17 protein-coding genes and 1 other RNA gene are annotated in these 25,093 nt (G+C 53.9%); 15 read left to right on the top strand and 3 right to left on the bottom strand.

Annotated elements, in window-relative coordinates:
• Positions 1–118 precede the first annotated feature (118 nt).
• From ACA041_RS03405 to ACA041_RS03340, 14 genes are all read left to right on the top strand, one after another.
• Positions 119–397 (top strand): PA2433 domain-containing protein, encoded by a 279-nt coding sequence (locus ACA041_RS03405; protein ID WP_497439887.1) that lies wholly within the window; start codon positions 119–121, stop codon positions 395–397.
• A 98-nt stretch (positions 398–495) separates the two neighbouring features.
• Positions 496–889: a transfer-messenger RNA gene (gene ssrA / locus ACA041_RS03400) on the top strand.
• A gap of 186 nt (positions 890–1,075) precedes the next feature.
• On the top strand, positions 1,076–2,332 hold the full coding sequence (locus ACA041_RS03395; protein WP_315337817.1) for an integrase domain-containing protein: 1,257 nt from the start codon (positions 1,076–1,078) through the stop codon (positions 2,330–2,332).
• Positions 2,333–2,852: 520 nt separating this feature from the next.
• Positions 2,853–4,031, top strand: coding sequence for an AVAST type 1 anti-phage system MBL fold metallo-hydrolase Avs1a (gene avs1a, locus ACA041_RS03390; protein ID WP_497439886.1), 1,179 nt, complete (start codon positions 2,853–2,855; stop codon positions 4,029–4,031).
• On the top strand, positions 4,028–9,835 hold the full coding sequence (gene avs1b, locus ACA041_RS03385; protein WP_497439885.1) for an AVAST type 1 anti-phage system protease Avs1b: 5,808 nt from the start codon (positions 4,028–4,030) through the stop codon (positions 9,833–9,835). The genes avs1a and avs1b overlap by 4 nt, the downstream gene beginning before the upstream one ends.
• Positions 9,836–9,847: 12 nt before the next feature.
• Entirely contained in the window at positions 9,848–10,111 is a 264-nt protein-coding gene (gene avs1c / locus ACA041_RS03380; RefSeq protein ID WP_315337814.1) for an AVAST type 1 anti-phage system protein Avs1c, read from the top strand.
• 1,192 nt (positions 10,112–11,303) lie between these two features.
• Positions 11,304–12,704, top strand: a complete 1,401-nt coding sequence (locus tag ACA041_RS03375) for a YfjI family protein (RefSeq protein ID WP_497439884.1) — start codon at positions 11,304–11,306, stop codon at positions 12,702–12,704.
• The gene (locus tag ACA041_RS03370) at positions 12,688–13,047 is read left to right on the top strand and encodes a hypothetical protein (RefSeq protein WP_497439883.1); all 360 of its coding nucleotides are present in this window, start codon (positions 12,688–12,690) and stop codon (positions 13,045–13,047) included. The genes ACA041_RS03375 and ACA041_RS03370 overlap by 17 nt, the downstream gene beginning before the upstream one ends.
• Complete coding sequence (locus ACA041_RS03365; RefSeq protein ID WP_497442000.1) at positions 13,025–14,005, top strand: integrase domain-containing protein; 981 nt, start codon at positions 13,025–13,027, stop codon at positions 14,003–14,005. Before ACA041_RS03370 ends, ACA041_RS03365 begins: the two co-directional genes overlap by 23 nt.
• Positions 14,002–14,277 (top strand): hypothetical protein, encoded by a 276-nt coding sequence (locus ACA041_RS03360; RefSeq protein ID WP_497439882.1) that lies wholly within the window; start codon positions 14,002–14,004, stop codon positions 14,275–14,277. Before ACA041_RS03365 ends, ACA041_RS03360 begins: the two co-directional genes overlap by 4 nt.
• Before the next feature lie 376 nt (positions 14,278–14,653).
• Positions 14,654–15,733: an ABC-three component system protein gene (locus ACA041_RS03355; protein ID WP_434602765.1), complete on the top strand. Its 1,080-nt coding sequence runs from the start codon at positions 14,654–14,656 to the stop codon at positions 15,731–15,733.
• Entirely contained in the window at positions 15,721–16,209 is a 489-nt protein-coding gene (locus ACA041_RS03350; protein WP_497439881.1) for an ABC-three component system middle component 2, read from the top strand. The genes ACA041_RS03355 and ACA041_RS03350 overlap by 13 nt, the downstream gene beginning before the upstream one ends.
• Positions 16,202–18,085 (top strand): hypothetical protein, encoded by a 1,884-nt coding sequence (locus ACA041_RS03345; RefSeq protein WP_497439880.1) that lies wholly within the window; start codon positions 16,202–16,204, stop codon positions 18,083–18,085. Before ACA041_RS03350 ends, ACA041_RS03345 begins: the two co-directional genes overlap by 8 nt.
• Positions 18,086–18,434: 349 nt before the next feature.
• A complete protein-coding gene (locus tag ACA041_RS03340) occupies positions 18,435–19,409 on the top strand; it encodes a hypothetical protein (protein WP_497439879.1) in 975 nt (324 codons plus the stop codon).
• Positions 19,410–19,745: 336 nt separating this feature from the next.
• On the opposite strand, the gene ACA041_RS03335 is transcribed toward ACA041_RS03340, so the two are convergent.
• The 3 genes from ACA041_RS03335 to ACA041_RS03325 form a co-directional block, all read right to left on the bottom strand.
• The gene (locus ACA041_RS03335; protein WP_497439878.1) at positions 19,746–21,686 is read right to left on the bottom strand and encodes a hypothetical protein; all 1,941 of its coding nucleotides are present in this window, start codon (positions 21,684–21,686) and stop codon (positions 19,746–19,748) included.
• A gap of 186 nt (positions 21,687–21,872) precedes the next feature.
• Positions 21,873–23,092 (bottom strand): IS3 family transposase gene (locus ACA041_RS03330; RefSeq protein WP_497434342.1). Its coding sequence is split into 2 segments (ribosomal slippage): positions 21,873–22,747 and positions 22,747–23,092, totalling 1,221 coding nucleotides; the frame shifts between segments, so codons are not numbered across the junction.
• Positions 23,093–23,108: 16 nt separating this feature from the next.
• Complete coding sequence (locus ACA041_RS03325) at positions 23,109–23,930, bottom strand: hypothetical protein (protein ID WP_497439877.1); 822 nt, start codon at positions 23,928–23,930, stop codon at positions 23,109–23,111.
• 672 nt (positions 23,931–24,602) lie between these two features.
• On the opposite strand from ACA041_RS03325, the gene ACA041_RS03320 reads away from it, so the two are divergent.
• Positions 24,603–25,073 carry an isochorismatase family protein gene (locus ACA041_RS03320; protein WP_497439876.1) on the top strand — a complete coding sequence of 157 codons (471 nt, stop codon included), beginning with the start codon at positions 24,603–24,605 and terminating at the stop codon, positions 25,071–25,073.
• Positions 25,074–25,093: the final 20 nt, after the last annotated feature.

Below are 25,093 nucleotides of genomic sequence, written 5' to 3'. Positions count from 1 at the left end.
ACCCTGACGCACCGCCGCAGTCCACTGATCAAGCCCCGCAAAACGCGGGTCTTCCCCACACTCGGCAGCCCGTCCTGATGGCCAGCGATGCCTGGACCTTCAGTTCAAGGAGATACACATGAAACGTTCTGTACTGTTAGGTCTGTTCGTTACTGCTTCCATGATGGCGTCCTCCTCGTTTGCTGCAGGCGATCTTTGCGAAGTCAATCTGCAAACCATCAACAATGCCAAATCGCAGATTCAGGCACCGGAAATGCAGGCCCGGGTAGAAGCCAGCGTCCAGCAAGCCAAAGCCCATCAGGCACTCGGCACGAAAGACGGCACCGAGAAATGCATCGCGGAAACTACCCAGACCATCCAGGAAATTCAGAAGGCAAGTGATGGCGGCAAGCAATAACATCCGCCGAGGGCCAACCTTCGGGTTGGCCTTCTGAGCCACGTTGGCGTACACTGTGCTCGCTTGTTGCTCATCAGGATTCACAGAGCAACAGGCTCGGGGCCGTTTAGGATTCGACGCCGGTTGCGAAACTTTAGGTGCATGCCGAGTTGGTAACAGAACTCGTAAATCCACTGTTGCAACTTTCTATAGTTGCCAATGACGAAACCTACGGGGAATACGCTCTCGCTGCGTAAGCAGCCTTAGCCCTTCCCTCCTGGTACCTTCGGGTCCAGCAATCATCAGGGGATGTCTGTAAACCCAAAGTGATTGTCATATAGAACAGAATCGCCGTGCAGTACGTTGTGGACGAAGCGGCTAAAACTTACACAACTCGCCCAATGCACCCTGCCCGTCGGGTCGCTGAGGGTTAACTTAATAGACACGGCTACGCATGTAGTACCGACAGCGGAGTACTGGCGGACGGGGGTTCAAATCCCCCCGGCTCCACCACTTCATCATCTAAAGACGTCCACGGACGTCTTTTTTTGTGCCTTAAATCCAGTAAATACAGGGGTTTCAGCGCTTATGGGGGCTTTGCAGGGTTTCTGAGTTCCAGGCGCTTTGGTATCCCAGGTGGTATCCCGGACTGCCAAATGCTATTTTCAGGATACCAAAACGGTGCTGGAGGTAGCCCCCATGCCTACTAACGCAACCCGCCTCTCCGATCGCCAGCTCAAGGCAGTCAAGGCAACTGGTAAAGACTTCGTCCTTAGCGACGGCGATGGCTTACAGCTTCGAGTACGCGCGAGCGGCTCAATGATGTGGAATTTCAATTACCGCGAGCCGTTGACCAGAAACCGTATCAATATGGCGCTCGGTCCATACCCCGACCTCTCGTTAGCCAACGCTCGAAAGAAAGCCGTAGAGGCTCGCGAGTTGCTAGCTCTGGGTATCGATCCCAAAACCCGACGTGATGAGATAAGGCAAGCCAAACTCGCCGAGACTGAACACACCTTCGAAAAGGTGGCCACGGCTTGGTTTGAGCTGAAGAAGGACTCGGTCACCCCAGCGTACGCCGAAGACATTTGGCGATCTCTCACACTGCACGTGTTTCCAGATCTAAAAAAAACGCCGCTCTCGGAAATCAGCGCCCCCATGGTGATCAAGCTCCTTCGCCCAATCGAGGCCAAAGGCAGCCTCGAGACCGTCAAGCGAGTGAGCCAGCGCCTTAACGAGATCATGACCTACGGGGTCAATTCAGGACTGATCTTCGCCAACCCCCTCAGCGGCATTCGAGCTGTCTTCAAGAAGCCCAAGAAAGAGAACATGGCTGCGCTAGCACCTGATGAGCTTCCGGAGCTCATGCTGGAAATCGCCAACGCCGCCATCAAGAGAACGACCCGCTGCCTGATCGAATGGCAACTGCACACCATGACCCGCCCTTCCGAAGCGGCGACCACCCGATGGGCAGACATCGACTTCGACAAACGCATCTGGACCATCCCTCCGGAGCGCATGAAAAAGCGTCGCCCGCATACCATCCCATTGTCTGAACAGGCACTCGCGCTGCTGGAGGCACTCAAGTCCCACAGCGGCCACAGGGAGTACGTGTTTCCGGCAGACAGAAATCCACGTACCCACGCCAACAGCCAGACTGCCAACATGGCGTTGAAACGTATGGGTTTCCAGGACCGCTTGGTCAGCCACGGCATGCGCTCCATGGCCAGCACCATCCTGAATGAACATGGCTGGGATCCGGAGCTGATTGAGGTCGCGCTGGCGCATGTCGACAAGGACGAAGTCCGAAGCGCTTACAACCGAGCTGACTACATCGAGCGCCGGCGTCCGATGATGGCTTGGTGGAGTGAGCACATCCAGAAAGCGGCCACTGGCAACCTGTCGGCATCTGCGATCAATCAAACCAGGGACCACAACGTCGTGCCGATACGGTGAGCGCTCACCGGACGCCACCAGTAACCGAGAATGACTCCCCAGATGGAGTGATGGTTGATTTGGCGACAGCGGCGACACCGGCGACAACCCGCGTAATACCTGGTTTGCAGCATGGCGACAGAAGTGGCGACTGTCGCCGTTGCAAGCCTCCCTCTTGGGGCTTTCTCGGCCAAGCCCACGCGAGCGGGAAGGCTCCGCATTCCCACTCGCATGGGCTCTGCATAATTGCATCTCACTTGACCACCTAATTGCATTGCCACTGACCAGTCGTTTGCATTCGCGCTGACCAGCCGTTTGCAGTTGATGGGTGTCAGCGGGTGCCACTCAGCGTGAGTGCGTCAGCCAAGCACTGAAGGACTGCAACCGCCCCGAAGCGGCAAGTCGTGATGGACAGAAAAGCTAGGAGTAATCACTCCCCGTCAACAAAGCTGGGACGATTCACAATATTCTCGGACATACCCGAAACATGGTTATTGGTTCTTAAGATAGACTGCCGCAAATCCATTGCTCATAGGCCACCATGCTGAGAGTAAAGATGTACCCCGCAAGGAACGGCGACGCATTTCTAATCGATGCATCCGGTACCTATATTCTTGTTGATGCTGGCTTCGCAAGTACCTACTCGAACCACGTGGCCCAGGACTTGGCTCAGCTCTCAAATTTAGGCGGTCGGCTAAGCCTGGTTGTTTGTACGCACATAGACGCTGATCATATAGGTGGGCTTCTAGAGTTTTTCTCTACAAATGGGTCTCTCGCCACCAGAGCCATCGGAGTAGACGCGGTCTGGCACAACAGTCTGCGGTCGTTGCCAGAGTCGACCGATGTCCCCGACAGCATTCAGGATCTGATGGTTCTTGAAGCAGTGAGACGCCGTGGTTTTCCTAAAGCTCCTGACCGCTCGGCAAGCCAAATCACCGCTCTTCAAGGAAGCTCACTTGCCAGACTGCTTAGGGAGCATGGCTACGCCTGGAATGCGGGGGACGGGACTAGTTCCATAGACAACAAAACGTCGCCGCTCAACCTGCCGAATGGTGTGCAGATTCAAGTGATAGGACCAATGTTTGCGCGCCTTGAGGCGCTGCGGAGCTTGTGGTTCAGAGAAATGAGGAAACTCGGTTTGCGGGGGGGAGCCCTATCCAGCGACCTCGTTGACGATGCGTACGAGATGTGGTGCTCGGCTGCACCTCAGCCTTCGTTTCCCACAGCTACCCCCATCGCGGCTAAGTTCGACCGTCGCCTTTCCGAGGTGTACGTTGCCGATAAATCCATCTCCAATGGAAGCTCCATAGCTTTTGTCCTTTCCACTGGTAGATCGCGCGTACTTTTCCTCGGCGACGCCTGGGCAGAGGACATTGTTGCGGCGCTGAAGCCATTGCAGACGACGGCCTCGCCGCTTCTCTTCGATGCAATCAAGGTTTCGCACCACGGAAGCCTGCATAATACAAGCGAGGAGCTACTTTCGGTTATTGACTCACCTTGCTTCCTCATCTCATCCGATGGTACTCACCATGGCCATCCGGATTTTGAGGTCCTGGCAGAGATTGTTGATCGGCCGGCGTCCTTCGAGCGAAAGCTTTACTTCAATTACGCGACAACTGCGTCTAAACGACTGCAAGAACATATATCAAGGTCCGGCGCTAGGTTCAGCGTCCATATAGATGACCAGCACTGGATTCAAATGAAAGGGAGCGACTCATGACAGGAGAGGAAGTCAAACAGGCCACATGCCAAGTCATCGGAAAAGGCGAATCGGGGACGGGATGGCTTATCTCACCTGAGCTTGTGCTAACGGCCTATCACTGCGTGACAACGGAAGTTGCGGCTGGCGAGCACACCACGATTCGGTTTCGGGTAGGATCTACAGAGATTGAGCAACGTGTTACGCCTCAATCTTTTGACGAAGATCTCGATGTTTGCTTGCTCCGATTACAAGAACCGCTCCCAATAGCCCCTATCACTATTGACGTCAAAATCCCACGGGAGGGTGAGCGATGGAATGCTTTCGGCTATCCAGTGGTGAAGTTAGCGCTTGGCCATGCTTTGAATGGTGAGATTCAGCAGGTCCTGAGCGAGCGACTACACGGGGTAGATCTAGACCTCTCTGTTGAACCGGGCACTCATCTTTCGGAGTATCACGGACTGTCGGGCTCCGCCCTTATGGTTGGCACGGTCTGCCGCGGAATGCTCCGACTCAACATCGACAACTCTATTGGCGCGGTGAGTCTTGCGAAACTGCAACCTTTCCTTGCCGACAATGGCTTGATGCCAAACGAGTCAGATCCGGTTAAAGATGACGCCCCGATTGGCTTGCGCCCGGACTTCGATGAGCACTTTGAATCCAGTCTCATCAAGAAGGGCGGCGGCTATCTTTTCGTCGATGGACCTCATGGCATCGGCAAGTCGACGTATTGCAGAAGCTTCACTCCTCAAGCATCGCAACTAGAGACTCTTGGAGTATATGCATTAACTGAGCGCGGGCATGGGTTGACACCCGCACATCAGGCCCAACCAGAGGTCTTTTTCGACTGGGCAAACTCCTTGCTGTCCTCAAAAACGACCGGTAAGCCAGCACGATTGCTGGAGCTCTCATACGTCCAGCTTATAGAAAGAACACATGAGGTTTTGCAGGCGCTTGCGAACCGTTGCACGAAGGCAGGAAAGGTTGGCGTGCTGTTCATTGACGGGATAAATGAGGCTGCAGCTGTAGGAAGGGAGAGCTTGCAGCGCTTCGTAAGTCTGCTGCCGCCCAAGGTCCCTCAAGGTCTTGTAATCGTAATTACTGGCGTCGGGCTGGATGCGCTTGCAAGCGGGATTGGCAGCATTCTTGAAGGCGCAGAGCGTTTGACTCTTCCAGTACTCGAGCGAGAAATCCAGTACGGGTTGTGTGTGGAGTTCCTTGAACGTGACAAGGCCAGCCCAGAATTGGTGGCTACATTATGTGACCGGGCAATGGGCCATCCTCTCTATCTTCGGTACCTCGTAGATCTCGTGAACGGAGGAGCAAGCGAGGGGGACATCGCTGAGCTACCAGCGTTCAGTGGGTCCATTCAGGACTATTACGAAACCATATGGTCCCACCTAATATCTGACGCTGATGCCATCAACTTGCTTGGCATCATTGCCCGACTCCGCTGGGGCATTCCCACATCCGATCTGACCTCCATGTTGACTCCGGCCGAGTCAGGTGTCTTCGTTCCTACTCTTACGCGAATCCGACATCTACTCTCTCGCCCAGAGAACACGGAAATCTATCACCCTTCATTCTCAGAATTCATCGCCCACAAAACAACAGCGCTAAGCCAGAGGATACATACTCGACTGGCCCAATTCTGCGGACTCCCTGTCAGCGGTGATTACGGAGAGTTGAACAAGATCTGCCACGGCCTGCTTGGAGACCGAGAGGCCCAACTACATGCGATAAAAGTGTGTCAGCAGGACTGGGTGGACAGGTCCGTTCTGCTTGGTGCTGAGCCTGACGTACTTCTCTCTGACATCGACGAAACTCTCGCTTCAGCCACGCTCATCGGGACAGCAACAGACACCGTTCGACTGCTCCTGCTATCTCAAAGACTGACATTCCGTTACGACACTCTTTTCGCACAATCCGCAGAGTTGGTAGCTCTGGCTCTCCTGTCTCTCGGAAAGACGGACGAAGCCATAAGACACGTCGTTAGAAATGGACGTCTTATCGTCGACGTCGATGAAGTTTTTGCCGTCGCAAACGCCTTCACCCGTTCGGGCAGATACGAAGAGGCCCTGACCCTTTTAGAGAAGTCTCAGCACGCGGTTAATAGCGTATTCGAACGATGGCAGTCCGAAGGGAGTGTCAGCACGGAAGTTTTTTTTAATGCCGTGTCAGCTCGCTTGCGCGGCTATGGGCTAGCGCTCGCGGCTGGCGGTGATCCTCCCGTGAATGCATTTCTTAGTGCGATCGTGAAAGTCATCACACTCAATCCCAAAAACTCGCTCTCAGATGACGCACGGAGCGAAGTTTTGCAACTACTGACTGGAGACCTAGTCGGCTCACAACTCTGCTTGCAGGGGAAATACCGATCCTTTTCACAGCTAGATGTCCCAGGAAAAGTGGACCCGTGTCACCAGTTGATGATCTTCCTGCAGGCGCTGGCCCACGCTGAGATGCACTCACGCCACTACAGCATTCAGCTACCAAAGGATATGGTCGATCTCCTGCTCTCAGACATAGAGAGGGTTATAGATGCACCTCTGCGCTTTGAGGACAGGCGCTTTGTATTCAGCCGTGCCCTGATCGACGCCGGGGCAAACCCGAAGCTTGTTGAGGCCTACTCCACCAGCGTTGATTTTGGTGACGAATCTCTATCGTTTTCCAAAGAGAACCGAGCGGAGATAGATGAATCGGCTTTTTGCGAAGCGTTTGACCAGCTGCGCGCCAAATTTTTCCTACGTGAAAGCGTTGATCAGCCTCTTGTACAGATGCCGATGCCTGGAAATTGGGAGACCACGCTGAAGTCCGTTGCCGTGGCAATCGCTTGGAGCGACGCCAGGGCACGGCGAGCCAAGGCGCTTTCGGACCAAGCAGCGCTCGATGAAACGTGGTCATTTGTCACTAGTTATATTCTTCCTTCTTTGTCCTTCACGCTAGCTTCCCGCATCCGTTGGAAAGGTAGTTACTCCATTCCGGAGGTAATTGTCCCGCTGCTTTACGAACGACTAGCCAGACTCATGTTGGACTGCTTTCCGCAGGGCGCGACAGCTTTACTTGAGTACATTGAACAGGCATTCAATGATCAGCTTGGCGTCTACAACGAAGGCTTCCGCCGAGCCATTCAAATCGTAGTCAGCGTTTTCATCGTGAGTGAGAGTGACCAATCAACCTCTGACAGTTTGTTCAATCTTGTCTTGCGTTGGAGGGACTACGTCGAGGTCAATGTGGAGAACAGATTTGAACTTGTTCCAGAACTGCTTCACATCGTTCCGTTATTATCCAGGTTGGGCGCGACTGAGGAAGCGCACCGGACCTACCAATCGGCACTGTCGTTTTCTATGGGGCCAAGTTGGTACAAGGAAGACCAACTTTCAATGATGTCAGGAACCTTAGAGTCGCTTTCCATTGACTCGGCAGTTCCAGCTTCTTCCCTTGCCCAAATTGCCGCCTATTTGGAACGAGCGAGTGGAGAGATGACGTTCCAGCGCTACGTCCGTGCAGACAAGGGCAACTTCATTGGGCAACTATGTCGGCGGTCGTTATACGCGGACGCCGTTGAATACTTCAAGCACCAGGCCTGCGGTTCGCTCGAGCAACTCTTTGCCCAAGCATCGGCAGGAAATCTAGACAGGATTTCATCGCTCGTTGGTATGCGGTTTCCGGGCGGGGCGCTGGAGGAGCAGGCTGCTCTGCTGGCATTGCTCCGCCAAGCAAGGGGGCAGGCTGACTGGCGTTTGCGCTGGGCCCTTCTGGAAGTTTATCAGCATGGTGACGAGCGACACCTGACTGATTGGGGGCGTGAGTACGCAGAAATCATCACAGAATTGGCGGGCGATTCGGGTGACTTGGCCTGGGCGGCCATGCGAATCCGTTCGATCGCTCACGCCATGAACTCTGAGCGCGCCCAACTACTATTAGGAGCGCTAGTCTCTCGGCTTCCCGCGGGAATTCAGTCTGGCTTCACAGACAGTTTGAATGAGACCAAGGCAGCGCTGAGTACCGAGCAGCATGAAAGACTGGCTGCAAGCTTCGATCTTCGTCATGAGCAAGATCACAAGGTGGCGAGTCCGCCTAATGAGTCGAAAACCAACGTTGACGATGAACTCGACGATGAGCGGTTGTTCATGCCGGGGACATTCGGAAAGCAATCCGCAACCAAAGATGCCGCCACAGCTCTTCAGACTGCGCAATCTCAACTAAACCGTCGCAATTCTTCTGCAGCTGTTCAAGAGTGCATCCGAGCGTTGCGAGCTTTCCAATCAGGAGGATGGTCTATCTGGTCTGGCGACGGCACTACTCGCGACGCCGACAGATTGATTCAGAGTCAGATTGAAGACGGGGATGCGCTTGTGCATCTTTATGGGCCTTTGATACTCGAAGAGCGCCACGTTCAGCGATGGAGGATTGCATCTCACCTAATCGAGCTTGTTGGAGAGAAAGTCGATCCTGTACAGCAAGCCTCCCTGCTAGCTGTCGCTGTGGACCATGTCGGTCAAATGGTTGGTAGCGCCTCGCAAGTACCTTTCTCTTATATTGGGAAAGGAGAGACAGGAGGCGCTTCTGCAGCTCTTTTTGAACTACTACTATGGACACTTGACCATCCAGCTTGGGAGCGTCGTGACAGTGGAGCCGCGATGATGCTGTGGCTACTGCGTTCTAGCGATGCATGGGTCCCACACATTCTTCAACTTGCGGTTTCGATGGATCGACAAAACCGTGCAGACATCGCTGCTGCCACTTTGGACATCATGTCGCAAGAAAATCCCATTGGGTTGTGGGAACGCATAGCACCACATATTGATATTGCGCAGATCATTGAGCGTTGCCAGCACGTGGGAAGGTTTGCGACGTTCTTGCGGATAGCGGAGCGTGCGAGCAAACAAAGCAACACTTCTGCCGTTGATGTTGTTAAGGCTATAAAGGAAACCCTTGGCGAAAAATTCTCTCCGGCAAGACCAGACGCTGCTCCTCCGAGTTACGTTCCGCAGAGCATGCGCGGTCTCTGGCAAACATTGGCAAGGCTTGGTGTGTTTACCGAAGCGTCGCTGCTGAAGATCGAATCCGAGATGGCCGACTACTGCTCGCCACTTGCTATTGATGTGGCGGAGCAAGTAGAGATGCTTGTTGCTGATGGATTCCGTGAGGCGAGGGAGTTCTCGACTGGCCGTTGGGCTGCCAAGATGCGCTGTGCCCTGCATGTAGCACTCTTCTACCCTATGCCCGTTGAGCAACTCTTCAGGATTGAGGCAGCGCTTAGGGTCTATAACCCTGGCACCCTCACGGAGCCTAGAAACGGTAAAAGCCTATTGGCAGACCTTGTGAGCTTACTCAAGGCGGGAGCAGAGCAAGACTTTAAACCATCTAACGAAAACCTCGTTTATTTGGATCTTCAATGCATACTAGAAATAGGAAGAGACGTGGCGCACGTTGATATCACGTCGTTTCTAGTTCCCCCAGGGCCGCTGGGTTCTTTGCGTCCCCCCCGATACACTTTTAAATCAACTGAGCTGCCTCATCCAGGGCCCCGTGAGGGAATGACAATCTGTGGCAAAGTGGATCCCGTCGTCGCGTACTTTGGGTCGTTTAGTCCGGCCATCCCCACACAACAATTTCTGCAATTCATCAGCGCGACACCATCAGCGACGGTTAGATATCATTGGAGAGACGGAAGTACTGTGACATCCATAGGCTCAAGCCGTCGTTATGAGGCTGCGTTACTCGCAATTCAACGTGGTGCACTAGCCCTTCCTACAGGGTGGCGCATCTGTTGGGCCTTGCGAGTCAACAATGAGCTCCAAGCGATCCTAAACAAGTTTTAATGAGTGGTGCCTATGTTCACTTCTATGCAAACACCCTTGACGCGGGCTGAATTCGAAGAGCGCATGAACTATTCTGTCGAGCAGATGCGCCTGGGGTTGGTGCATTTTGCAGAAGGCCTTCGCTCTCCAGATAGCTTGCTGAAGGTGCGGTATCTGCCCAACGGTCGAATTGATTTGCTCAGCATTGACGAGTCGGCACGGCTGCATGCAAACATGTCCTACCAGATGCGCAATTTCGATCATAAACGTGCGCTCATTGATACCGCGGGGAGCTAGTAATCGGCCTTTCGGCCGTTATTGGTTGTGGCAAGTCCTATAGCGGTCACAGTGCCACCTAGCTCCATTCACCAACGTCTGCTTCCGGCCCAGAGTGTGTAAAAACGCATGTGCCGTTTTGGAGTCTGCGTTGCTACGTAAAATCTGCTGCTGTTGAGTAATCAGCAGACCAGAAATTTGCGTAGGAGCGCGATTTTCGTTCCGGTCGCGACTATCAAACGTGTTCTGAAACGTTTTTACACAGCCTCGGCCGATCTCCGCCGGTCGTCACTACGCCGTGTGCTGGTCAAGTCGAATGCAAACGGTTGATCAGCACGAATGCAATTGACTGGTCAGTGACGATGCAAATGGGTGGTCAAGTCCATGCAATTACGCAGGCTCACATTAAAAACCGACAAACGACCACCCGGCTATGGAAAACCACCGGACTCCAAGGTCTTCTAGCACTACCGATTGGCGCAAGAGTCGCCTCCAAAATATGGTTGACCGCGAGTAGAACGAGCGCTAAACCAGAACCGTACCAGCGCTGTCCTCGACAGCACCCAGGTAGCCAGAACCTTTGAGGCTACGCCACATCGTGGTGGTTCACCCCAAGTGCGATTAGCGTCCGGCGGCTCGCACAGTCACAGCGATGTGATGGATGCCACTTCTTCCAGAATGCCCACTGCGGCAACTCATGCCCCCTCCCTGGCTGCTCTGCAGCAACTTATCCGCGTGGCTATTTCTTGCGCCAACCTTTTGCCCGTCTCTTTGCCCCCTAAAGAGACGGGCGCTCCTACCGCTGCTGCAGCCCAACTCGTACAAGGCATTGCGGCATCCCCCCTCGTGACAATCGGCGTGACAAACACCGAAAAGTCACCAGCAACAGCGATGCCGATGACGGTGCCGCAGCCCAGGAAATGGACTGCACCTGACTGACAGTCAGGCATGCCCCGGTCATCACCTCGCTGCCTTCACCCGACTCAGGATCTCGCGGCACCGGTCTCGTCAGCCAGTGCAGCCTCCACCCGCCCACCGCTATCGGTGTTCAGGAAGCCAGATCATGAGATGCCCAAGCTCCCGGTCGTAAAGAGCCGCCAGTCCCGCGTTAGTGGACAACCCTCACAGGTCGCAGGGGCCTTGATCCCTGATAACACTCAACAACCGTGGCGGGATGAGTGAGGACGAAGTCGATAATCCCAGGAGAATTGCGATGCAACTATGCGAGGCGTTCGAGCCACCACAACCATTGCTGGAATACCAGCAGACGCCACTGCCCTACCCGGTCGAAGCACTCGGGGAACTATTGGGCCCTGCGGTCGAACGACTGGCCGAGGTGATCGGCGTACCCTGCGCCATGGCTGCACAATCGGTACTGGCTACTGCTGCCCTGGTGAGCCAGGGCCATGCAAATGTCCAACTCGACGGCCGAACCTATCCGCTGTCCCTCTACCTACTGACGGTGGCGTCCTCGGGTGATCGCAAAAGCGCGGTGGACCATCTGGCACTGAAGGCGGCGCGCGACTGGGAACGACAGCAGTGGACCCTGTATGCGGAAAAGCTCAAAGCCTATCGCATGGCCACCAGCCTCATGACCAAACCCAAAACCTCAAAGAAACCCACGGAAGCGGAAGGCGGTGAGCTATACGAGCCAGTACCGCCGAGACTGATCATTGCCGAGCCGACCATTGAGGCCCTGGTCAAAAGCCTGTGCCATGGCTTGCCCAGCATGGGCTTGTTCAATGATGAAGGCGGCCAATTCTTGGGCAGCAGCACCATGAGTAAAGAGAACCTGCTGAAGGCGATCACCACCTTGTCGACACTGTGGGATGGCAGCCCCATCGACCGGGCACGCTCCATGGCCGGAGAAAGCCTGCGCGCCTATGACCGCCGCCTCAGTCTGCATCTGATGCTGCAGCCCTACTTGGCCAACCAGCTGTTCAAAGACCCGCTGATCAATGGCCAAGGCATCCTCGGCCGCTGCCTGATCTGTTGGCCCGAGCGCCTGGCCGGCCAGCGACTCTACAAGGCGATCGACCTAACCCGCGATGCCAAGGTCCAGCGCTACCAACAACGGATCACCGCCCTGCTGCAAAAGCCCTGGTCGCTTCACAAGGATGGATCACTAAATCCCGTCACGCTGGAACTGACTCCCCGTGCCCGTCGTGCCTGGATCGATATTCACGACACCATCGAGTGCCAGTCTGGCGAGTTCGGCGAGCTGGCCGGCGTCCAGCCTGTCGCGGGCAAAGCCGCGGCGAATGTACTGCGTATCGCGGGCGTGCTGGCCATGGTTGAAGAGGCCAATGCATTGGAGGAAGCCCACATCCAGCGCGCCTCCACGCTGATGGATTACTACTTGGCCGAGATTCAGCGCCTGACCGAACTGGAGCCGGTCAATAGCCGATGCGAAGAGGCGGATCGGCTGCTGCGCTGGCTGGCGCAGAAAGGCTGGACCCACTTCACCATCCGCGACGTCAATCGCAACGGCCCTCGTTTTGCCCGCAAGAGCGCTGACCATACTGCCTCTTTATTGGTCGTGCTGATCACTCATCGATGGCTGAGCAGCCGCGACGGGAAAACTTTCGAGGTCCGCCATGTTTCGCCTCAATGACGCGGTGCGCCGTCACCGGGCGCAACATCAACCACAGCCAGAATTGCGGTGTGTCGCCGCCTCTGTCGCCACCCTGTCGCCACGCGCCAGGCCAGAAACGACGCGGGTTGTCGCCACTGTCGCCGCTGTCGCCACACCATCCCTAGACCCCGCCAACCTCGCCCTGCTGATCGAGCAACTGCGTGAGGAAGGGGCACTGCTGCAACATCAGGAGAACGCCCTACTGGTCCGCCCGACACACTGGCAGCAGGTGGACAGGCTCAGCCCCCACTGGAAAGTCCTGCTGCTCTTTCTGCAAACAAACGAAAACGGTGAAGATGATGGCTCTGGTCGGTCGGCGTGATGGTCGCAACTTTGGCTACGGCCGCCAGCTGAGCTACGCCGGCCCGCAAGCGCTCAAGGATTTGTTTGCCGGTGGCCACTTCGCCACGGTCAAAGCGCATAGCGATCGTTGGCAAGCGTTCGTGCGTTGGTGTCGGTCAGAGAACGGCCCCGGTTACAACGATGCACGCCAGATCGATCGACGGACGTTGCAGGACTACGCCGCGTACCTGCGCCAGCAGATCCAGCAAGGTGAACTCTGCATCGCCACCGCGCAGAACCGCCTGAGCAGCGTCAACCGTACCCTCGCCGCGCTGCGCGGTGATCAGGACATGAGGATCGCCAGTCCGAGCCAGGCGTTAGGACTGCAGCGCTCGAGCGTACGCACCCGCGCGCCAGATGGCCAAGACCGCCAACAGCTGCGGCGAGTGCTTGAGGTGCTTGGCAAACAGCAACACGAGCGGGTGGCGGCGATTGTCCTGTTGGCCCGAGAAACCGGCATGCGCCTGCGCGAAGCGATCCTGGCTGACCTGCCACGCTTACACCGCGAAGCCGAACACTTAGGCCGCATCAACATCCAGGACGGGACCAAAGGCGGCCGTTCAGGCGCTTCAGCGCCGCGATGGGTTGTGGCCAATGAAGAGGTGAAAGCGGCACTGCAGTTGGCTCATCATGCGTCGCCGCCCGGCAGCCGCAACTTGCTGGCCCGCGACGAAAGCTACGCCGCGTTCCTGCAACAGACCGTGCTCCCCGCCCGCGAAATACTGCACGAACAAGGGCTGAAGGGCTTTCATGAACTGCGAGCAGCCTACGCCTGCGAGCGTTACGAACAGCTCACGGGGCACGTCGCACCGGTCAATGGTGGTCGCGGCTATCGCATTGACCGTGGCCTCGATCAACAGGCGCGCCAACAGATCAGCCTTGAGCTCGGGCATTACCGAGTCGATGTAGTTTCGGCCTACATTGGAGGTCGAGAGTGACCAAACCATTCGATATAGCGCTGTTCCTGAGCGGCGTACTGAATGGCTCGAAGGCCACTCAGCAACGCCACCTACGGCAAGCCCGAATCATGCAAGCGGCCATTCAACAACGATGGCAGCGAGATAATCCCTGGACTTGGCAGCTCAAGCATGTGCGCTGGTTTCTCACTCAGCACCTGAAAGACCATTCCGACGCCACCCGGTATTACTATCGGCTCACCGCCCTACTGGTCTGGAAACGATTAGGGAACAGCCGAGAGTTGCTGATCTGACGCTCGTATCGAGAGTAGGCAACCCTCCAGGCTCACTTGCCCGCCTCATCCATCTCAGCGTAGATATTTTCTTGCGGATAAACCTGCTCGAAAACACCGCCGCAATGGCAAAAACCAACCCAAACCGGTTAGTCGTGACAGGCCAAAAACGGTCGCTGAGTTTCACGCTGTTTTTCGCTAGCAGCAGGAAAAAACGGTCATTGGAGTTTGTGAGATATCCGAGCCGGTTCACTTTGGAGTCAGAATCGCGTCGTAATCCTCAGCACCAGCTATACGTAAGACTTTGCTCGACAAATCGCTAATCTCACTATCCAATGTCGTTTTGATATCAAAAGCTAAGCCGTTGGGCAAAGCGAGTGGCCCACAGAGACCTCAGATGATTTTGCCGGCATGGGGTCAGGAGAATGACGGTGAGCATTACATACTCAAGGAAAGGGAGCGTTCAAAAATGTCTCGGAAACTGAGCTATAGCCGCGACATCCTCGCAATGGGTGACAAGGAACTTGAGGTTTTCGTACATCGCTGGGTTGCTCAGCAAAAAAAAGAGTATGTGGATCATGAAGAGTTCGGTAATGCCAACGACCTCGGCCGTGACGTCGTAGGGTTTGTGACCCACAAGCGCCATGAAGGCGCATGGGACAATTACCAATGCAAGATGCTTGGCAAAACCCTTGACGACGCTGCCATGCACCAAGAGTTGGGCAAAATTTTCTACTTTGCTTCTGAAGGGCATTTTACTCCTCCTCGCAAATACATTTTTGTTGCACCCAAAGGCTTTAATCGTAAAGCTGAGCATCTACTTAATAACTCTGCGCAATTTCAAAATCAAATATTGAATGAATGGGACACCCGTTGCGCAAAAAAAATAATAGCCAAGCAGTCGATTGCGCTAACACCCAAACTTAAAAAAATAATCCAAGAGTTTGATTTTACAAACATCGTCGGCATTGATGCTGCAAAGATGTTAACGCTCGAAGGTATCGATTTTGTGCTTGCAGACACATTTGGTGATGATCCTGGTGAATCACCTGCCGGCGTAGTGCCGATCGATATCTCATCTCAAGAAAGCGAATATATTCGGCAGCTAATTTCCATATACTCCGAATACGAAAACACTATTTTCACTGATGCCTCAGACATCCTAAACCATCCATTACACAAAATAGGCTTCAACCTGCAACGTCGACGCTACTTCGATGCTGATGCTTTTCGAAGACACTTCCGGGATAATATAAATCCTTATCACTTAGATAAATTTAACGACGAGATACTTGCAGGAATCTATGAAACATACTGTTCCGCAGTGGGTATGGAGCGTATAACTAAAGTAATGACGCAAGCATCAGCAATTGAAATAAGTGGAATTTTTGGCAGACACAAACGTGCATCTATCCAAGTTAGACAGGGCACCTGCCATCACTTCGCCAACGAGGGAACGTTGCCATGGACAATATAACCGACTCTAAAAATACTCTCTTCAATGGCCCCATTGAAACAGCTCTACGCTCATTGATTATCCTTGAAGCGTTTTATCCATGCCCACTCGATTTGGAAACGATCTCTCTGCTGGACTATTTCGTCGTGCATACGGCAGATATTGGAGGGCCGTCCAGTCTTCATCCTGCAGTCAGCAGCAGAGTAGGCGAATACCGAGTACGACGCAGAACAATTCAAGACAGCCTCCAAATTTTGATTAGAAGAAATCTGATTGTATCGACAGAAGCAGATGATGGGATACGATTTGTTTCTGGCGATGACGCACCCGCATTCATAAAGTTACTTGCAACAAATTACAACCTCACTTTATCAGAGCGAGCCAACTGGCTAGCCTTACAAGCGAAGCACCATGGCAATTTATTTTATGATATGCGCACACATATAGAGAGTCTAACAATGGATTTTCAGTTTGACGAGGGTTATTCAATTGCCTGAAGTCACATCATTTAAAGGGATGCGCCTCCGCCACCTTACCTTTACCGGACCCAACCTTCCTGCCATTTGCTTAACGCTGGAGGCTGGTCTAAATATCATCTACGGTGGCTCGAATGCGGGGAAGTCCTATATTCTCTCCGTGCTCAACTTTATGCTCGGCGGCGACAAACCCCCCATACTAAAACAGGGTGCAGATTACGACACCATATTATTAGGTATAGAATTTTCCCATCATCGAAGCATTACTATCCATCGGATGAGGAAGGGAGGAAAAATCACGGTATATGATGATTTAGCAGAGGATGGCTTTATTGCTGATCGTCAGGGCACTATTGTGTCGGCAGACCACGGCAAAGGTAAAACAGGTAGTATTTCTGAGCTCCTGCTGGGCCGCGTAGGCATCTCAGACGCAAAAATAGCTTCAACTCAAGCGGCAAGATTAGTCCCCCTCTCTCTCCGGCACTTAATACCATATCTTCTAATAGATGAAGATCGGATGTTTTCGGTTGTCACCCCGACTCAAATAAATCCCAAAAATTCTCCAACCCTAGACAAAAATGTATTCAAGGCACTGCTCACTGGTCAAGATGATTCCCACATCATCCCCATACCTGACCAAGCAACACTGAAAGCTGGTAACGCCGGAAAAATTGAACTCCTAACTGAAATGATCGAGGAGCTAGATCAGAAACTAGGTGATTCAAATATAGAAGAACTGGAACGCATATTTGAAGAACAGTTAACAAGATCGGAAGTTTTGGGGGAGGAACTGACAACGGTTCAAGAGCGACTTGACTATCTGGTTCACCTTCGGCGCGAAACTTTGGATAACCAAAGCATCTCAGACGCTCAGAGTTCCCAACTGCAAGCTATGGGACAACGGTTTATCGATCTGAGTCAAACCTATATAACAGATATTAGGCGGCTTGAGGCCATTGAGGAAGGAGGATTTCTCCTTCGCCGATTTGAAGATCAACCATGCCCTATGTGTGGCGCGCAGCCAGGGCATCAACACATCCCGCACTCACCCGCTGACCTAGAGCGCCAACAACACTCTGCCCAAGCAGAAATTCGAAAAATAGAACGCGATCTCGAAAACCTAAAACCTACTATACAGAATCTTCAAACTGATCTTGCGGGTTCTAGGGAACAAAGTGAAAGTTTAGCCACCAATATAAAAAGTTACGAACAGGACATATTGCTTCTGAGACCGATAGAGTCAAGCATCCGGGAGTCCTACCAAAAGTGCATAAAGATGCGGGACGATGCTGCTCGATCAGTTGCCTTATATGATCGGCGAATTGACCTTTTGAATCGCCGCCAGGAAATAGAGATGCTCCGTATCGGGAGACAGGTCGCAGAAGGGCTCATCATTGGGATCGACGAAAGTGAAGGGGATGCGTTCGCTCAGACCGTCAAACTTGTACTAGATGCATGGGGATACCCCGGAGTGCATACTGTTAGCTGGGATCAGCAATCTTATGATTTTGCAGTGAATGGGATTCCTCGCGGTCAAAACGGTAAAGGTGTGAAGGCGATATTTCACTCAGCATTTGTGGTCGCTTTCTTGATATTTTGCAGGGAAAAAGGCCTACCTCATCCCGGCTTTGTGGTGCTGGACTCGCCACTCGTCACCTATCGCAAACCAATCCTGTATAAGCGTCATGGCGAGCTCGCGCCTGATGAGGCAGCCATTGCGCAGACCACTTTAGATCTCAAATTTTACGAACACTTGGCCTCTCTTTCAGCGACTGGGCAATTTTTGGTTATAGAAAACAATGACCCTCCCGGTTTCGTGGTTGGAAAGGCGAAAATCACAACTTTCTCCGGGCAAAACGGAAATGGTAGACCAGGACTGTTCCCGCCACTGTCGTAGGTCAAAGAAATCAGCTTACTCTGAAGTCGAAATAGAACTTATACAGGCGGCTTTACTAAATTGAATCGCCCCTGTTTTTCAAGATACATCAGAGCGCCCCATTGCCTCTGGCCGAAAGCGGACCTGCCTCGAACGTCCACTTCTTGCCGTAAGATAACGGTCGCGAACGGTTGCAATTTAAGCGGGAGCTCCTAGATGTGCTGATGACTGGCAGTTCTAAAATTATCAAACGCTGTTATTGGGCCTACATCCTCCCTCAACTCTCTTCGCCAGATTTATGTCTGCGTTCCTATGCAGAGCAACATAAGTCTTACACCAACGATTCATTTCAGCGATAGCTTTAAGAAAGATGATAAAAAAAATCGAACAACACCTCGAAAGCATTCATCAGGAGCTGCGTGGGAGCGAGCAGGATCTGTCTCGGGAACGCCAGAAATCGTTGAAGTACTATATTCGCGATATCCACCAGCGCCTGGGCGAATGGCTGATCCTACAGGGGTATGAAAAAGACAAACGCCGTTACGAACTTAGCTGGGCGCTTGGCCTGATTGGCGTTGTCGGAGTCCTGCTGGCGATCACTCGATCAGCGAACAGCGATATGGACTGGGTTCGCGAACATACTCTGGCATTTAGGCTCTGGGCGGTAGTTTTCTGCACTATCTTCGTTGGGGTATCAATGGAACGCTCGGCGGTGGTGAGATCCCTGTGGAGCTTTGCAAGCACTAAGTTTCTGGTTTCGATTATCCTCTCGGGTGTGGTTCTCTACGCTCGCGGCAAAGCTGCGAGCAATATCAATGGAGTTTTCCACGTTGACGCTTCCGCATTGCCCATCACCTTGGTCTTCACCACTGCTCTGTTGGTGCTCAAACTACTGGTGCCGTTCATACTCACCGTGGCGTTGATGCTGTCCATGGTTCACGCTCTCATTGGAGCCGGCTGGCTGAAGGGCAAGCTTGATGGCAAAGCCGCTGATCAGCCCCCGCTTTACTCGTTGCTGTCAGTCTTGGTGTCCAGCGTAATTCTCTATTTCGGATTTAGCTGGTCCAGTGATCAGATAGCCGATTCCCGGGTGCCGGAGAAAATATATTTGATGGCACACGCTCTGGACTTTAACTACTCGCACGAATGCGCCAATGTCGCGGCGAATCGGCCGGTGGTCTTCCTCGGAAATGCTCAAGAGTCCGTGCTGGTCGCCCCGTACAAGCTGGCCGATTTCGATTTTTCCGACTTCTTTGAGACGCCTGTTACCGTGCCGACCGACTTCGAACGGCAAAGATGCGAATACAAACCGGCGTTGGCTGTGGATGAGTGGGGTCAGGGTTGAGCCGCGTTGGCTTGTTGCACCTGGCCGGGCACCTTCTCAAACTTCTGCTTTTGACCGGAAGCAGCGCTTGGGTTGAACGTCCGCTATTGGCCCAGGTTGTGTAAAAACGCAGGGATTGTTTTGAAGTCTGCGTTGCTACGTAAAATCTGCAAACGTTTGGTTAGTCAGCAGATCTATATTTTTGCGTAGGAGCGCGATTTTCGTTCCGTTACTGACCGTCAAACCTGCTCTAAATCGTTCTCACACAGCCTCGGCCGATAGCTGTCTATCGTATAGACCAGCTATCGGCCATTGCAGTCATCCCCGAATAAAACTGAATCGATCCTAAGTCGTCGGTCAGTGGTTGGTGGCTTGCCGTTTTAGTTCTCCCAATCTTTCCGACAACGCGTTCCTATACTTCCCTGCTGGGGTGGCCTCCATCGCTAGCTCCGTTTGGGTGATCGCAGCGTCTGAATCGCCCAATGCCTCGTGGCATTTACTGAGCAAATCATAATAGCTAGCGATGCGCTCAAGCCCTTTTGGGTCTCCTTTGGCAAGCGCAATCGCAAGCTCAGCGGTGTTCAACCCATCCTCCAGTTTGCCGACTCCTAATTCCGCCTCAGCTTTGCGATATAGGAGCCAGTGATCCTTATTAAGAGTTTCAGGAGAGATTTTCATGATTGCATCCAGCGCCTCCGCTGGCATCTTCGCGAAAAGGAACATTTTGGCAATCGCACGTGCGTCAAAGCTCTTGACCCTAGATTTGCTCCCCAGAGCCGTTGCGAACATAACGCCTGCCGCCGTGATGCGATCGCGCAAAGCTTCCTTGCCTGCACTGGCAGCCGCCGCGGCGGTATTACCAAGTGCCTCACACGCGCTAGTCCATTGATCCTTATCAACCGAATCGGGAGGCATGTAGAGCATCTCCGGGAATCCCTCAGCTAGCGCCACGCAAATCTCCGGGTGCTGATACGCAAAAATTGAGGTAAATGACAGGTAGGCCTCATAGAACTGGTCCAGTCCTTCGAGAGCCGACAAAGCAATGACATCCGCAAGGGCTTGCACCTGCTCAGCTTTGCTCACCATCTCGTCGGCGACTTTCTTGTAAGAGCGGAGTCGCGCGACCGCGGCCAACGATACCCGCAGCGGCACATCCCATGGTGCTTTCATTACACGGCCGACGAGGATGCGCATGGAATCCGCTCCCGCTTTTTTAATTAAGTCGTCAGCACCATTTTGTGTTCCCAAATGCGCAATCTGCAATTGCGTCGCATGCCACTCGGGACGAATCTCCAGTAACCTTTGAAAGCAGGTTAGTGCCTCAGGCAATCTGCCGCAGCGGCGCAATGCCTTACCTTGGTGGTGTAAAAGCTCAAGGTTTACTTCAGATGTTGGGTCCCCTTGCTGAGCCTTGCCATACTCTTCCGCCCAGGCACTAAAGTGCTGGTGCCGATCGTCGTGATCCAGTGAGTAGACAAATGCCTCTTGCGCGTCAATGACACAGAGTAGCTCCTGCAATGGAGTCTCCCCCTGAATTCTCCGGAGGTGAAGCTCCTGCTCTTGTACGAGACTACGGCCGTTATCCAGTTGCAGCAAAGCGTAGGTTAGCCAGTCTGGTTGCTGCACCTGACGTCGCTGATAGATCTCAGTCAACTGAGGCGCGCACAAGTGGATCTGCCGGATGACACTTGGAATCATCTCACCCGAATGCTTTTCGACATATTGAGTGACGGCGATAGCGATCGGCTCGGCGTCTAGTTTTTCGCGAACGGCTTGGCAGATGAGGTCGTGTACGGATAGAAGCTCAGGCGCGACCCCCGGCTTCAGTATCGACAGTCGTTGAAGGTGAGACTTTACGGAGTGGCCCAGGAAATGCCCGAGAAACCTTGCGTCGTTCGCAAATGATCCAGAGTTTGCAATCTGTTGCAGGCCACGATGATATCGACTATCCAAACGTCGCAAGATGCTGCCCATGATTGCCGTGCCATTGCTATCTGAAATGACCTGCGGTTCGGCGAGGATTTCTTCATAGAGCTCTTCCCGCGGCACGCCTTCAGCTTCGACAAGCTTACGAACTGTTGCGAGGATGAGAGGAGAGAACCGGCAAGCCTCTATAAATTTTGCTGCAATCGCGCTCAGTTTGTTCCCGTCCTCCCCCAAAATGGCGGCAGCGGCCTCCGTCGAAAGGGTAGGCATATGGAGTACTGATTTGCTCGCTGGATTGAGCTGCGAAGTGACTATCACCCGACCGCCACGCTCGAACCCTTTTAAGAGGTCATCGAGCGAGTTCTCACCCAACCCGCGCTCCAAACTGTCGATAACGAGCAATGTCTTGAAGCTGTTGAAAATACCCTCGATATTTACAGCGACGCCACCTCTTGCACGCTGAACCGAACTGAGCGAGGTGTCCGGACTCCAGTCCCCCCCAGATATCCAAAGATAGTTTTTGGACTTGCCCCTACAAAACCGGACACCAACTCCCCATTAAATGGATGCCGCTGCCAAGCGCCTGAACTCTCTCGGTGAGCGATAGTTCAAAGCGCTGTGCGGATGCTGCTCGTTGTAATGCTCAAAGGCAATTGCCAGGTTACGCAGCGCCGTTTCTCGATCCGGCTTGGGCATGTGCGCCACATAATCCCGCTTGATCGTCTTCACGAAGCTCTCGGCCATGCCGTTGCTCTGCGGGCTGCGCACTGGGGTGGTCACCGGCTGCAAACCGATCTGCCGAGCAAATAGGCGCGTCTGTTCGGCGGTGTACGCCGAGCCGTTGTCGCTTAGCCACTGCACCGGCATGGCGGGCAGTTGATCACCGAAACGCTTCTCCACACTTTCCAGCATCAAGTCGCGGATATCATCGCCGCTGTACCCGGTCGGGCTCGCGACCCAGCCGATGGCTTCGCGATCACAGCAGTCCAGGGCGAAGGTCACGCTCAGTTTGGCGCCGTCCTCGCAACGGAACTCAAAGCCGTCCGAGCACCAACGTGTATCGCTGGTTTCCACCGCAATTCGGCCTTCGTGCCGACGCGGCACGCCGGGCTGTTTGATTCGGCGCTCAAGCAGCAAGTTGTGATCACGCATGACCCGGTAAACCCGCTTCACGTTGATCGCGGGCAGCAACTGGGTTTCACGGGCGCGACGCAGCAATCCCCAGACACGACGGTAGCCATAGCTGGGCAATTCGCTGACCTGTTGCTGGATTTCGGCCACCAACTCCGCGTCGTTCACAGGCCTGCTTCGCCGTACTTTGGGCGATACCGATTGCTTGATTCGAACCGTTAATTGCGAGCGCGCCACACCGAGACATTCGCTGACCAGCTTCACTGGTCGTCCCCCGGCAACAAGGGTGAGTGCGCAATCCATTTTCGCGACCGGGCGATCTCCACGGCCTCTTTGAGGATTTCTGCTTCCATCGTCTTCTTGCCCAGCATCCGTTGCAGTTCACGGATCTGCTTGAGTGCATCGCTCAGCTCAGAGGCCGGCACCACGGCTTCACCCGCGCTGACCGCCGACAGGCTGCCGTCCTGATAGAGCTTGCGCCACAGGAACAACTGGTTGGCATTGATGCCGTTGCGCCGAGCGACCACCGACACACTTTGTCCTGGCTCAAGGCTCTCGCGAACCATGGCCAGCTTTTGCTCCGGGCTCCAGCGGCGCCGCCGCTCCTGACCCAAAAGCTCCCCACTCTTATCGTTGCTGTTAGTCATAAACATAACCGTTTGCCTATCCCTTATCGTAAGGGGGAAACGGTGTCCTGTCTTTCATGGGGCTCGTACAGTTTTCGTAGTGCTTACCTTCCTGTTGCAGGTAGTCAATAGCCGCCTGCGTTTTGCCAGAGCCGCTGAGCCCGGTCAGCAGACAAACACTGTTGCCCTGATCAAAGTGCTTCTGGATTGCGACCACCACAGCAGCATCAGAGACGTGATACTCACACGATGCAGGTGCCTTGCCGTAGTAGGCATGGTTGTCTAGATCCTGGGAAAATCCCGGGAAAATCGTGGCATAGAATGCCGCCGCTGTATGATTCTGCGTGGAGAACTCGTAGATGAACCTTGCCAATTCGCGCGCATCGAGAATATTAAGACGCTCGCCATGCTCCTTAGCGATTGGCGTGCGGTTGAATTTTGCGCGAAACGACTCTGGCTCCTCTTGGCTGCATATCAGGTAGATTTTTTTGGGCAGCTTGCCTGCAGCGTGGTCAAGGACATGCTGAACGTCATTCGCGATCTTGGCATACGTTGGTACGGGATCCTCAGCCTCTTCCTCGCCTGCGATCCCTTTCCCGTCTGCCCCCTTGCTTACCTTGCCATGGAAGTAATCTTTTTCGGCGCTGTACTCTCCGGCGACGAGGAAATCTTGCGAAAAGGTGTCGATGGTGTATCCGACAGGTCGATAGTCCTTGTTAAGACCGTGATGGATCAGGCGCTTCTCTTCCAACAGTTCAATCAGGCTATGTCCAACCTGTTCTAGAGTAGAAGCGTCGAGCTCGACTACCTCATCGATCAGATTGCCGATGATTCGTTTTTTAATAAGATCGGACTGCATTTGCTCTCTGCCTCAAGTAAGGACCGGTCAGCTTTCCACGAACCAGCCATAACTTCACAATTGTCACACGATGTCTAGCGGCAATATCCCATCGAGACTCGGCCGATAACAGTATCGACTACTCGGCCCATCAACCACGATCACGCTGTGAGGCGTAGTGCCGGAGTGTCAATTCATGTGCTTGGTCTCAACCGGCTGTGTCGTGGATGAATCGCCCATGCTTTCGTAGACACGTCGAGTGACCGCGTTTGGCTGTATGAGCCCCTAAGATGAACGTTCGCTCCTGGCCGATTTCTGCCTGTCGCTACCGGCAGCTATGGGTAGTTCACTGCCAATCATGGTTACGAAGCGTGCTGGTCAGATCGAATGAAAACAGGTAGTCAAGTGGAATGCAGTATTCCAATTGGTATTCCAACCAAAAACAAAATCCGATATTAATGTTATAAATCAATAACTTACTCAACCAATTCAAATTACCCCGGCCCACCAAATACGAAGCAAGCCAAAACCCGCCCAGTGCGGGTTTTGTTGCATCTGGGGTTCGGTGATCGACGGCCCACACATCTCACTGTAGGAGCGGGCTTGCCCGCGAAGAGGCCAGCCAGACCACCACAAACCCCAGGCGGCCAAAGATGCTAGCGTCACCATCACCCTGCCCATCCGGAGTCGCCCATGCACCAAGCCCTCCTCATCATCGACGTCCAACCCAGCTTCGCCCCACCCCAATGGCTCATCGACGGCATCCAGACGCTCATCGGCACCCTCCCCAGCGCCGCCACCGTCGAACGCCACGACGAATCCAAAACCCCTTTCCAGAAACAACTCGGCTGGCACCCGGCGCCAGACGACGACAGCCTGATCCAGGCCGACCGAATCTTCATCAAGCACGGCTACGCGCCCTCGCCGCAAACCATCGAGTATTTGCAAAGCCTGAAGGTGGAACGGGTATTGGTGTGCGGCCTGCAAACCGAAACCTGCTGCCTGGCGGCCGGGTTCGCGTTATTCGATGCGGGGTTGCAGCCGACATTGATCACGGATTTGACGGTGGGCTCATCGCTGGATCGGACGGGAGGGTTGGGAGTCAGGCTTTGGGTGCATCATTTCAAGCACACCGTGACATTGGATGAGCTGCAGCAAAGTTAAGGGATGCTTGGCCCATAACA

The sequence above is a fragment of the Pseudomonas sp. LBUM1676 genome, from assembly GCF_059695605.1.
Note: the sequence above shows the minus strand (reverse complement) of the source record. Positions and strands in the feature narration are given on the sequence as shown.

Coding starts and splice junctions, on each gene's coding strand:
- ACA041_RS03320 (WP_497439876.1), top strand. CDS start 24,603: ATGCACCAAGCCCTCCTCATCATCGACGTCCAACCCAGCTTCGCCCCA.
- ACA041_RS03405 (WP_497439887.1), top strand. CDS start 119: ATGAAACGTTCTGTACTGTTAGGTCTGTTCGTTACTGCTTCCATGATG.
- ACA041_RS03355 (WP_434602765.1), top strand. CDS start 14,654: ATGATTTTGCCGGCATGGGGTCAGGAGAATGACGGTGAGCATTACATA.
- ACA041_RS03340 (WP_497439879.1), top strand. CDS start 18,435: ATGATAAAAAAAATCGAACAACACCTCGAAAGCATTCATCAGGAGCTG.
- ACA041_RS03395 (WP_315337817.1), top strand. CDS start 1,076: ATGCCTACTAACGCAACCCGCCTCTCCGATCGCCAGCTCAAGGCAGTC.
- avs1a (WP_497439886.1), top strand. CDS start 2,853: ATGCTGAGAGTAAAGATGTACCCCGCAAGGAACGGCGACGCATTTCTA.
- ACA041_RS03325 (WP_497439877.1), bottom strand. CDS start 23,930: ATGCAGTCCGATCTTATTAAAAAACGAATCATCGGCAATCTGATCGAT.
- ACA041_RS03350 (WP_497439881.1), top strand. CDS start 15,721: ATGGACAATATAACCGACTCTAAAAATACTCTCTTCAATGGCCCCATT.
- ACA041_RS03375 (WP_497439884.1), top strand. CDS start 11,304: ATGCAACTATGCGAGGCGTTCGAGCCACCACAACCATTGCTGGAATAC.
- avs1c (WP_315337814.1), top strand. CDS start 9,848: ATGTTCACTTCTATGCAAACACCCTTGACGCGGGCTGAATTCGAAGAG.
- ACA041_RS03370 (WP_497439883.1), top strand. CDS start 12,688: ATGTTTCGCCTCAATGACGCGGTGCGCCGTCACCGGGCGCAACATCAA.
- ACA041_RS03365 (WP_497442000.1), top strand. CDS start 13,025: ATGGCTCTGGTCGGTCGGCGTGATGGTCGCAACTTTGGCTACGGCCGC.
- avs1b (WP_497439885.1), top strand. CDS start 4,028: ATGACAGGAGAGGAAGTCAAACAGGCCACATGCCAAGTCATCGGAAAA.